This is a genomic window from Spirillospora sp. CA-108201 (genome assembly GCF_050936235.1).
In the GTDB taxonomy this organism is placed as follows: domain Bacteria; phylum Actinomycetota; class Actinomycetes; order Streptosporangiales; family Streptosporangiaceae; genus Spirillospora.
This window is the reverse complement of sequence record NZ_JBNJNE010000001.1, coordinates 6,917,526-6,928,087: the sequence shown is the minus strand read 5'-3', so window position 1 is coordinate 6,928,087 and position 10,562 is coordinate 6,917,526. Positions and strand designations below refer to the sequence as shown.

Below are 10,562 nucleotides of genomic sequence, written 5' to 3'. Positions count from 1 at the left end.
GTGCGGACCAAGATCACAGCGTTGCTGCTGTCCCTTGTGGCGCTCTGGGGATTCGCGGCGTGGGTGACTCTGCGCGAGGGCCTCGACCTGCTGTCGGTCAGCACGCTGGACGAGAACACCGGCCGGCCCGGTTCCGACATGATCACGGCGCTCCAGGCGGAACGCCGGGCGACGATGGTCTACCTGGGCCGTCCAGGCCCCCAGCAGCGCACCGCCCTGACCGCTCAGCGCGCCAAGTCCGACAGGATCGTCGCGAAGTTCCGGCGTCTCGCCGGCAGCGACGACACCAAGGACGCGGCGAGCGCCATCGGATGGAAGCGCACCAAGGAGACCCTCTCCGCGCTGAGCGGTCTCTCCGCGGGCCGCCGCGCCGTCGACGCCGGCATCGACCGCGGCCAGGCCGCGCAGCCCTACAACGCGATCATCGACTCCACGTTCCGCATCTTCCGTTCGAGCGCCGGCGTGGACGACGAGGAGATCGCCAAGGACGGCCGGACCCTGATCGACCTGACCCGCGCACGGGAGATGCTCTCCCGCGAGGACGCGCTGATCTCCGGGGTCCTCACGGCGGGCCGCTTCGGCGGGACCGACCTGATCGACTTCACGGAACTGGTCGGCACCCAGCGCTTCCTCTTCGACGAGTCGGTGGTCGAGCTCCCCGCCGCCGACCGCAGCGCCTACGAGCGGTTCCGCGCCGGCGCGGACTACGGTCGCCTGCGGCTTCTGGAGGACCGCATCATCCAGCGCGCACGGACCGGCCTCAAGCCGCCGGCCACCGCCGAGAACTGGAGGGCCACCGTCCAGCCGGTCCTGGCGGCGCACGAGCAGCTCGTCCTCAAGGGCGGCGACGGCGTCGTGGAACGCGCCACCCCGGTCGCGGTCGGCGTGGTCATCAGGCTGATGCTGGCAGGCGGCCTCGGACTCCTCGCGGTCATCGCGTCCGTCGTCGTGTCGATCACCACGGCGCGCGCCCTCGTCCAGCAGCTGGAACGCCTGCGCCGAGCCGCCTGGGAGCTGGCCGAGCAGCGGCTGCCCGGCGTCGTCGAACGGCTCGGGCACGGCGAGAAGGTGGACGTCGCCGTCGAGGCGCCGCCGCTGCGGTTCGGCACCGACGAGATCGGGCAGGTGGGGCGCGCGTTCAACGCCGTCCAGGAGACCGCGATCCGCACCGCCGTCGAGCAGGCGGAGCTGCGCCGCGGCATCCGGGACGTCCTGCTGAGCCTGGCCCGCCGCACCCAGACGCTGGTGCACCGGCAGCTCACCATGCTGGACACCATGGAGCGCCGCCGCGACATCGAGACCAAGGAGCTGGAGGAGCTGTTCCGGCTCGACCACCTCGCGACCCGCATGCGGCGCAACGCCGAGAACCTCATCGTGCTCTCCGGCGCGCTCCCGGCCCGCGGCTGGCGCAACGCCGTCCCGATGGTGGACGTCGTCCGCGCCGCGGTCGGCGAGGTCGAGGACTACACCCGCGTCACCGTCCCGCCGTTCGGCCCCGTCGAACTGGCCGGGCGTGCGGTCGGCGACGTCACCCACCTGCTCGCCGAGCTGATCGAGAACGCGGTGTCGTTCTCCCCGCCCGACACCATCGTGCAGGTCGGCGGGCACCTGGTCGCCAGCGGCTTCGCCATCGACATCGAGGACCGCGGCCTCGGCATGACCGACGAGAAGCTCGCCGAGATCAACGCCCGGATCGCCGACCCGCCCGACTTCCACATGCAGAGCTCGGTACAGCTCGGCCTGTTCGTGGTCAGCAAGCTCGCCGAGCGGTACAACGTGCAGGTCTCGCTGAAGCGGTCCGCGTACGGGGGCACCACGGCGGTCGTCGTCATCCCCCGGGACCTGATCGCCGAGCAGGGCCCGGCGGCCGTCGCGGCGGGCACCACCACCCGCAACGGCCTTGAGGTGCGCCGGCCCGCCGCCGTCGGGGCGTCCACGGGCGGGCGTCCCGCCTCCCTCAGCGCCGCGACGGCGCCTGGTTCGTCCACCACGGGGCCGCACTCCACCGGGCCCGCGCTGGTCGCGGTGCCCCCGCCCCTGGAACAGCCGGCCACCGAGCCGCCGCCCGGCGGAACGAACGGTGCCGACGCGCCCGCCACATCCGCGACCGGATCCGAGCCGCGCCGGCGGCAGGACGAGGTCCTCGCGGACGGCGGGAGACACGATCCCACCCAGCCGGAGGCGGTGCCATCCGTGCCCGACATCTCCACCACACCGTCCGGTCTCCCCGTTCGGGTGCCGCAGGCGAACCTGGCCGAACCCCTGCGCACCGATGAGGCCGTCGTCGCCGACGAGCCCGAAGAGCCGGGCGACCCGGGCCGCTCCCCCGAGGAGATCAAGCAGATCATGGGCTCTTATCAGCGCGGCACCCAGCGGGGCCGCTCCGACGCGGCGGAAGCCCTCGGCAGCAACACAGCGGAAGGCGAGGCAGATCAGTGACGCAGAAGACCAGTTCCTCCTCCGATCTGGGCTGGTTGCTGGACGACCTGGTCCACCGGCTGCCGAACGCCCGCAGCGCGGTCGTGCTCTCGGCGGACGGCCTGCTCATGGCGTCCTCCGAGGGCATGTCGCAGGACGACGCCGAGCATCTCGCCGCCGTCGCCGCCGGCATCCAGAGCCTGGCCAAGGGCGCCGGCACGCGCTTCGGCGGCGGCCCGGTCCGGCAGACGATCGTCGAGATGGCGTCGGCGTTCCTGCTGGTCACGGTGGCAGGCAAGGGCGCCTGCCTCGCCGTCCTCGCCGACGAGGAGGCCGATGTCGGCCTCGTCGCCTACGAGATGGCGATGCTCGTCACGGCCATGGGCCACCACCTGACCTCACCGTCGCGCTCGGAGTCTCCGCAGGAGGGGCGCCCGGCATGATGCCCCCCGAGGATCCCGCCCAGGAGCCCTGGGGGGAAGAGACGGCGACGCACCCGCCGTTCCACGACCGGTATCTCGACGAGCAGGCCGGCCCGATGGTGCGGCCGTACGTGATGACCAGCGGCCGCATCGAGCCGACCCGCGGGAGTTTCGACCTCATCACGCTGGTGGTGGCGGCCGAGGCCGAGCCGGAGGGCGCGATCGGCCTCGGACCCGAGCACCTGTCCATCATCCGGCTCTGCCAGTCGGTGATGTCGGTGGCGGAGATCACCGGCCATCTCGACCTGCCCGTGGCGACCGTGCGGGTGATGCTCGGCGACCTCCTCGACAAGGGGTTCGTCTCCATGCAGGAACCGGAACCGGAGGCGGACATGCACGACATCAGGCTCTACAAGGCGGTGATCGATGGTCTCCGGGCCCTCTAGGCGCGACACCCGCGCCCGCCGGCTCCCCACCGCGGTCAAGATCGTGATCGCGGGCGGCTTCGGGGTCGGCAAGACCACGATGGTGGGCACGGTCTCGGAGACCGCCCCCCTGCGCACCGAGGAGTTGCTCACCGACGAGGGCATCGGCGTCGACGACCTCTCCGGTGTCGAACGCAAGAAGACCACCACGGTCGCGATGGACTTCGGCCGGATCACGATGCGCGACGAGTACGTCCTCTACCTGTTCGGCACCCCCGGGCAGGAGCGCTTCTGGTTCATGTGGGACGAGGTATCGCTCGGCGCCCTCGGCGCGGTCGTCCTCGCCGACACCCGCCGCCTGCCGGACTGCTTCCCCTCCGTCGACTACTTCGAGCGCCGCGGCACCCCGTTCATCGTCGCCGTGAACTGCTTCGAGGGCGCTCAGCGCTACGACCTCGCGGAGATCCAGATGGCCCTCAACCTGGGCCCCAAGGTCCCCGTCATGCTCTGCGACGCCCGCAGCCTCGGCTCCTGCAAGGAGGTCCTCATCGACCTCGTCCTGCACGCCATGAAGACCCGCGGCCTGACCGAAGAACCAGAACCCCAGAACGCCTGAAACCCCGAGAGCGGGGCCGTGGCCGCCGGCGCCAGCCGCCGCCACGGCCCCGCTTTGCTTTGGCGGCCGCCGCACCCTCGGGCGCGTCAACCTCGACCACCGCCGCGCCCCCGCAACAACCAGATGGCCCGCGATCGCGTCCGAAGGCAGATTCGAGCGAAGCAAGAACCTGATCGCGCAGCGAGCCCCTGGGCGAGCCGAAGCGATGCCAGCGATCGCCGCAGTACTCGACGATGGAGGGCCGCCAAGGCCTGAAGGAGGAGAGCACTGCAACAAACACAGCACCGACCTCAGCCGACGGCGCAACCCCGCGACAACCTCAATGCCCGCGATCGCGTCCGAAGGCAGATTCGAGCGAAGCAAGAATCTGATCGCGCAGCGAGCCGCCAGGCGAGCCGGAGCGATGCCAGCGATCGCCGCAGTGCCCGACGATGGAGGGCCCTCCGGGCCCGAAGGAGGAGAGCACTGCAATAGACACAGCAGGGCCGCCAGGGCCCGAAGGAGGAGAAAAACGCAAAGCTAACCAGTACGGCTCATGACGTAGTCGCAGAGGTTGGTGAAGGCGTCGCGGGCGGGGATCTCGGGGAGGGTGAGGAGCTCGGTGCGGGCGTCCTCGGCCCAGCGGCGGAGGTCGGCGCGGGCGCGGTCCATGGCGGGGTGGGCGCGCAGGAGGGTGAGGGCCTCGGCGTGGAGGGCGTCGTCGGTGAGGTCCTGGGCGAGGAGCTCGCGGAGGCGGGCGTCGTCGGGGCCCGAGCCGATGCCGGCGAGGACGAGGTGCGTCGGGAGGGTGCGGATGCCCTCGCGCAGGTCGGTGCCGGGGGTCTTGCCGGACTCCTCGGTCTCGGAGGCGATGTCGAGGATGTCGTCGGACAGCTGGAAGGCGATGCCGATCTTCTCGCAGGCGGAGGTGACCGTGTCGACGACGTGGGCGGGGGCGCCCGACAGCAGGGCGCCGAACTGGCCGGAGACGGCGATCAGGGACCCGGTCTTGTCGGCGACGACCTGGAGGTAGTGCTTGAGGGGGTCGGCGTCCTCGCCGGGGCCCACGGTCTCCTGGATCTGGCCGCGGACCAGGCGGGCGAACGCGCGGGCCTGGATGCGGACGGCCTCCGGGCCGAGGTCGGCGAGCAGGTCGGACGCGCGGGCGAACAGGTAGTCGCCGGTGAGGATGGCGACGGTGTTCGTCCAGCGCGAGTTGGCGGACTGCTGACCCCGGCGGACGGTGGCCTCGTCCATGACGTCGTCGTGGTAGAGGGTGCCGAGGTGGGTGAGCTCGACGACGACGGCGGCCGGGACGACGCCGGGCGCCGCGGGGTCTCCGAAGTGGGAGGCCAGCAGCACCAGCATCGGACGGAACCGCTTGCCGCCCGCCTCGACGAGGTGCTGCGAGGCCTCGGTGAGCAGCGGGTCCTCGCCGCGGACGCAGTCGAGCAGCAGGGACTCGACGGCGGCGAGGCGCTCCTTGGCGTCGGACGCGAGCGCGGCGTCGACGGGAAGCCCGAACGGGCCGGTCTCCTGAAGGGCCGGCCCGCCGGACTTCTCAGCGAATGGGTTGCTCACCCAAGACTCCCTACCGGACGAACATGTGGGTCGTGGCCTGCCCCGCCAGATCCAGTACGGGCTGCGGGATCACGCCGAGTACAACAGTAGCCGTCACTCCGACCGCGACCGCGACCGCGGTCGCCGGGCCGGCCACCACGACCGGGCCCTCGGCGTCCGGCTCGCTGAAGAACATGACGACGATCACACGGACGTAGAAGAACGCGGCGACCGCGGAGGAGATCACGGCGACGATCACCAGGGGCGTCGCGCCGCTCTCGACGGCCGCCTTGAACACCGCGAACTTCCCGGTGAACCCGCTGGTCAGCGGGATGCCGGCGAAGCCGAGGAGGAAGAAGGCGAAGACGCCCGCGACCACCGGGGAGCGCTTGCCGAGCCCCGCCCACCGCGACAGGTGGCCGGCCTCGCCGCCCGCGTCCCGCACCATCGTCACGACGGCGAACGCGCCGATCGAGGTGAATCCGTAGGCGACCAGGTAGAACATCGTGCTGGACAGGCCGTCCGGGGAGCTGGCGATCACGCCCATGAGCAGGAAGCCCGCGTGCGCGATCGAGGAGTAGGCCAGCATCCGCTTGATGTCGGTCTGGGTGATCGCGATGATCGAGCCGGCGACCATGGTGAGAATGGCCACACCCCACAGGACGGGCCGCCAGTCCCACTTCAGGGTCTCGAACGCGACGTAGTAGACGCGCAGGATCCCGCCGAACGCGGCGACGACGGTGCAGGACGCCATGAGCGCCGTGATCGGGGTCGGGGCGCCCTGGTAGACGTCCGGCTTCCACATGTGGAAGGGGACGCCGCCGAGCTTGAACAGCAGCCCGACCGACAGCAGCGCGACGCCCGCGAGCAGCAGGGTCTCGCTGCCCGCGTCCTTGCCGATCTGTGTGGAGATGTCCGACAGCCGGACGGACCCGGAGTACCCGTACAGCAGCGCCGCCCCGTACAGGAAGAACGCCGAGGAGAACGCGCCGAGCAGGAAGTACTTGACCGCCGCCTCCTGGGAGAGGAGGCGCCGCCGGCGGGCGAGCCCGCACAGCAGGTACAGCGGCAGCGACATGACCTCCAGGGCCACGAACATGGTGAGCAGGTCGTTGGCCGCGGGGAACATCATCATGCCGCCGACGGCGAACATCATCAGCGGGAAGACCTCGGTCTGGGTGAACCCCGCCTCGGTCGTGCGCTGCTCGGCCTCGCTGCCGGGCAGGGCGGAGGCCTGCGCGGCGAAGTGGCCGCCCACCTTGTCGCCGCGCTCGGCGATGAGCAGGAGGCTGACGAGGGCCAGCACCAGGATGGTGCCCTGGATGAACAGGGTGGGGCCGTCCACGCCGAGGGCGCCCTCGGCGGCGACGTGGTGCGGGGTGCCGCGCCACGCCAGCGCGATCGTCCACCCGAACCCGCCCGCCAGGCCGAGGAACGCGAGCGGCACCTGCACGTGGTAGCGCGCGGTGCGGCCGACGAACGCCTCGACGAGCACGCCCACGACGGCGACGCCGAGGACCAGCAGCAGCGGGGCGAGCTGCCCGTACTCGATGTGCGGCGCGGGGATGTCACCCCCCTGCGCGAGGACCGCGCTCACCTGACTGGTGGTGCTCATGGACGGGCTCCGTTCTCGGCGACGTTACCGGTGATGTCCGGCGCCGGGTCGTGCTGGTCGACCCGCGCCAGCGTGTGGTCCACCGACGGGTTGATCACGTGCAGCACCGGCTGCGGGAAGAAGCCCATCGCCACGATGATCGCGATGATGGGCGCGACGGCCCACTTCTCCCGGGCGGACAGGTCCTTCATGCCCTCGACCGCGGGCGTCTTGGGGCCGCCCATGGTCCGCTGGTACATCCACAGGACGTAGACGGCGGCGAGGACGACGCCGCTCACCGCGAGCGCGCCCGCCCACTCGTACCGGGTGAACGTCCCGACGATGACGAGGAACTCCGACACGAACGTGGACAGGCCGGGCAGCGACAGCGCGGACAGGCCGGCGACCAGGAACATCCCGGCGAGGACGGGCGCGACCTTCTGCACCCCGCCGAAGTCGGAGATCCGCGCCGACCGCCGCCGGACGATCATGAAGCCGATGACGAGGAACAGCGCGCCGGTGGAGAACCCGTGGTTCACCATGTAGAGCGCGGCGCCGGACTGGCCCTGCGACGTCATCGCGAAGATGCCGAGGACGATGAACCCGAAGTGCGACACCGACGTGTAGGCGATGAGCCGCTTCATGTCGACCTGGCCGATCGCGAGGATCGCGCCGTAGATGATGCTGAGCACCGCGAACGCCAGGACGACCGGGGTCGCCCACTTGGCGGCGCCGGGGAACAGCTCCAGGCAGAACCGGAGCATCCCGTAGGTGCCGACCTTGTCCAGGACGCCGACGATCAGCACCAGCGCGCCCGCCGGGGACTGCTGCGCCGCGTCCGGCAGCCAGGTGTGCACCGGCACCATCGGCGCCTTGATCGCGAACGCGACGAAGAAGCCGAGGAACAGCCACTTGGCCGTCGTCGGGTCGATGTTCATCTTCGACAGCTCGTCGAACATGAACGTGCCGTGCCCGAGGCCGCCCGCGTCGACCGACCGGCTCGACAGCGGGTACAGCCAGATGACGGCGACGAGCATCAGCAGCCCGCCGAACAGCGAGTACAGCAGGAACTTCACCGCGGCGTAGGAGCGCTGGGCGCCGCCGTAGTACCCGATGATGAAGTACACCGGGATGAGCATCGCCTCGAAGAAGACGTAGAACAGGAACACGTCCGTCGCGGCGAACACGCCGATCATGGCCGCTTCCATCGCGAGCAGCAGCGCGAAGTAGGTCTTCACCGACCGCTGTGCTTCGCCCCCGTGGCTACGCCCCGCCTCCCCCCGGGCCGGGACGTCCACGCCGCCGGACCGGTCGGCCTCGTTCCACGAGGCCAGCATGACCAGCGGGACGAGGACCACCGACAGCACGATCAGCACCAGCGCGACGCCGTCGACGCCGAGGGCCCAGTGGACCCCGAACTCCTTGATCCACCAGTACTTCTCGGTGAACTGGAACCGCGCGCCGCCCGCGTCGAAGCCCGAGGCCATGACCCCGGTGAGGGCCGCGACGACGAGGGAGACACCGAGCGAGAACTGCTTGACCAGCGCCTCCCGCTCGCGGGGAATGACGCTGAGCAGCAACGCGCCCACCAGTGGCAGCGCGATGAGGACGCTCAGCCAGGGAAAGTCGCTCATGACACGTTCACCACCAGGAGCGCCGCGACCACGAGGGCCGCGCCGCCCAGCATCGAGAGGGCGTAGGAGCGGGCGAAGCCGGTCTGGACGCGCCGGAGCCGGCCGGAGCTGCCGCCGACGCCGGCGGCCGTCCCGTTGACGGCGCCGTCGACGCCGCGCCCGTCGAACCAGACCGCGAGGCGGGTCAGCCACTGGCCGGGACGCATCAGCAGCGACTCGTTGAGCGCGTCGCCGTAGAGGTCCTTGCGGGCCGCGACGGTGACGAACGAGCCCTTGGGCGCCTCGCGCGGCACCTTGCGGGCGCCGTACTGCATCCAGGCGATCCCGGCGCCGACGATCATCAGGACGAAGGTGGCGGCGCCGGACGCGGTGAGCCACTTGAACTCGTGCGCGTGCTCGGGCGCCCCGACGACCGGTTCGAGGAACTCGGGGAAGCGGCCGAGGATCAGGAATCCGCCCGCGAAGACGGAGCCGACCGCGAGCAGCATCAGCGGCCAGGTCATGACGGCCGGGGACTCGTGCGGGTGGACGTCGTCCTCCCAGCGCTTCTCGCCGAAGAACGTCATGAACATGACCCGCGACATGTAGTACGCGGTGATCCCGGCGCCGATCAGCGCGCAGGACCCGAGGATCATCCCGGACGTGCCGCCCTTGGCGTAGGCGGCCTCGATGATGCCGTCCTTGGTGAACCAGCCGGACAGGCCGGGGAACCCGATGATGGCGAGGTACCCGAGGCCGAACGTCACGTAGGTGATCATCATGACGGTGCGCAGCGCGCCGTAGCGGCGCATGTTCACGTCGTCCTTCATGCCGTGCATGACCGAGCCGGCGCCGAGGAACAGGCCCGCCTTGAAGAAGCCGTGCGCGACGAGGTGGGCGATGGCGAACACGTAGCCCGACGGGCCGAGCCCGGCGGCCAGCACCATGTAGCCGATCTGCGACATCGTCGACCCGGCGAGGGCCTTCTTGATGTCGTCCTTGCCGCAACCGATGATCGCGCCGGCGAGCAGCGTGGCCGCGCCGACGATCGTCACCACCAGCTGCGCGGTCTCGGACATCTCGAAGATCGGCCCGGATCGGACGATCAGGTAGACGCCCGCGGTGACCATCGTGGCGGCGTGGATGAGGGCCGACACCGGGGTCGGGCCCTCCATCGCGTCCAGCAGCCAGGACTGCAGCGGGAGCTGCGCGGACTTGCCGCACGCGCCGACCAGGAGCAGCAGCCCGATGGCCGTCGCGGTGCCGGTGCCGAGCTTGGAGGCGAGCCCCACGTGCTCGGCGCCGGTGCCGAGGACCGAGCCGAAGTCGATGGTGCCGAACGAGGCGAAGATCAGCGCGATCGCGATGATCAGGCCCATGTCGCCGACGCGGTTGACGACGAACGCCTTCTTCGCGGCGGTCGCAGCGGTCGGCTTGTGCTGCCAGAACCCGATCAGCAGGTAGGAGGCGAGTCCGACGCCCTCCCAGCCGAGGAACAGGATCAGGAAGTTGCCGCCCAGCACCAGCACCAGCATCGACGCCAGGAACAGGTTCAGGTAGGCGAAGAAGCGGCGCCGGTCGGGGTCCTCGGCCATGTAGCCGATGGAGTAGATGTGGATGAGCGAGCCCACCCCGGTGATCAGCAGGACGAAGGTGATGGACAGCGGGTCCACCAGCAGGTCCATGCCGATCTTGAACGTGCCGACGTCGATGAAGTCCCACAGGTGCAGGGTGCGGCGCCGGGCCTCGGCGTCGTACCCGATCATCTGCGCGAACATCGCGACGCCCACCGCGAACGACGCCAGCGACATCGCGGCGCCGAGCAGGTGGCCCCACCGGTCCGTTCGCCGCCCTCCCAGCAGGAGGATCGCGGCGCCCGCCAGCGGGAGCGCGACGAGGAGCCAGGACGCGGCCTGGATGCCTTCCGCTTTCATC

General features: G+C 70.7%; 8 protein-coding genes. 4 read left to right on the top strand and 4 right to left on the bottom strand.

Going from position 1 to position 10,562, the window contains the following annotated elements:
• Positions 1-21 precede the first annotated feature (21 nt).
• Genes ACQEU6_RS33265 through ACQEU6_RS33250 form a run of 4 tightly spaced genes read left to right on the top strand, consistent with a single transcriptional unit; the run spans position 22 to position 3,881 of the window.
• Positions 22-2,439 carry a sensor histidine kinase gene (locus ACQEU6_RS33265; RefSeq protein WP_499337191.1) on the top strand — a complete coding sequence of 806 codons (2,418 nt, stop codon included), beginning with the start codon at positions 22-24 and terminating at the stop codon, positions 2,437-2,439.
• Positions 2,436-2,861 carry a roadblock/LC7 domain-containing protein gene (locus tag ACQEU6_RS33260; protein WP_499337189.1) on the top strand — a complete coding sequence of 142 codons (426 nt, stop codon included), beginning with the start codon at positions 2,436-2,438 and terminating at the stop codon, positions 2,859-2,861. The genes ACQEU6_RS33265 and ACQEU6_RS33260 overlap by 4 nt, the downstream gene beginning before the upstream one ends.
• Positions 2,858-3,286 (top strand): DUF742 domain-containing protein, encoded by a 429-nt coding sequence (locus tag ACQEU6_RS33255; RefSeq protein ID WP_499337187.1) that lies wholly within the window; start codon positions 2,858-2,860, stop codon positions 3,284-3,286. Before ACQEU6_RS33260 ends, ACQEU6_RS33255 begins: the two co-directional genes overlap by 4 nt.
• The gene (locus ACQEU6_RS33250; RefSeq protein WP_499337185.1) at positions 3,267-3,881 is read left to right on the top strand and encodes a GTP-binding protein; all 615 of its coding nucleotides are present in this window, start codon (positions 3,267-3,269) and stop codon (positions 3,879-3,881) included. The genes ACQEU6_RS33255 and ACQEU6_RS33250 overlap by 20 nt, the downstream gene beginning before the upstream one ends.
• Before the next feature lie 519 nt (positions 3,882-4,400).
• On the opposite strand, the gene ACQEU6_RS33245 is transcribed toward ACQEU6_RS33250, so the two are convergent.
• From ACQEU6_RS33245 to nuoL, 4 genes are read right to left on the bottom strand one after another with little or no spacing between them, the layout of a single operon-like run.
• On the bottom strand, positions 4,401-5,441 hold the full coding sequence (locus ACQEU6_RS33245) for a polyprenyl synthetase family protein (protein ID WP_499337184.1): 1,041 nt from the start codon (positions 5,439-5,441) through the stop codon (positions 4,401-4,403).
• A gap of 10 nt (positions 5,442-5,451) precedes the next feature.
• Positions 5,452-7,035: an NADH-quinone oxidoreductase subunit NuoN gene (gene nuoN, locus ACQEU6_RS33240; protein WP_499337182.1), complete on the bottom strand. Its 1,584-nt coding sequence runs from the start codon at positions 7,033-7,035 to the stop codon at positions 5,452-5,454.
• Positions 7,032-8,648, bottom strand: a complete 1,617-nt coding sequence (locus ACQEU6_RS33235) for an NADH-quinone oxidoreductase subunit M (protein ID WP_499337180.1) — start codon at positions 8,646-8,648, stop codon at positions 7,032-7,034. The genes nuoN and ACQEU6_RS33235 overlap by 4 nt, the downstream gene beginning before the upstream one ends.
• Positions 8,645-10,561 (bottom strand): NADH-quinone oxidoreductase subunit L, encoded by a 1,917-nt coding sequence (gene nuoL / locus ACQEU6_RS33230; RefSeq protein ID WP_499337179.1) that lies wholly within the window; start codon positions 10,559-10,561, stop codon positions 8,645-8,647. Before nuoL ends, ACQEU6_RS33235 begins: the two co-directional genes overlap by 4 nt.
• Position 10,562: the final 1 nt, after the last annotated feature.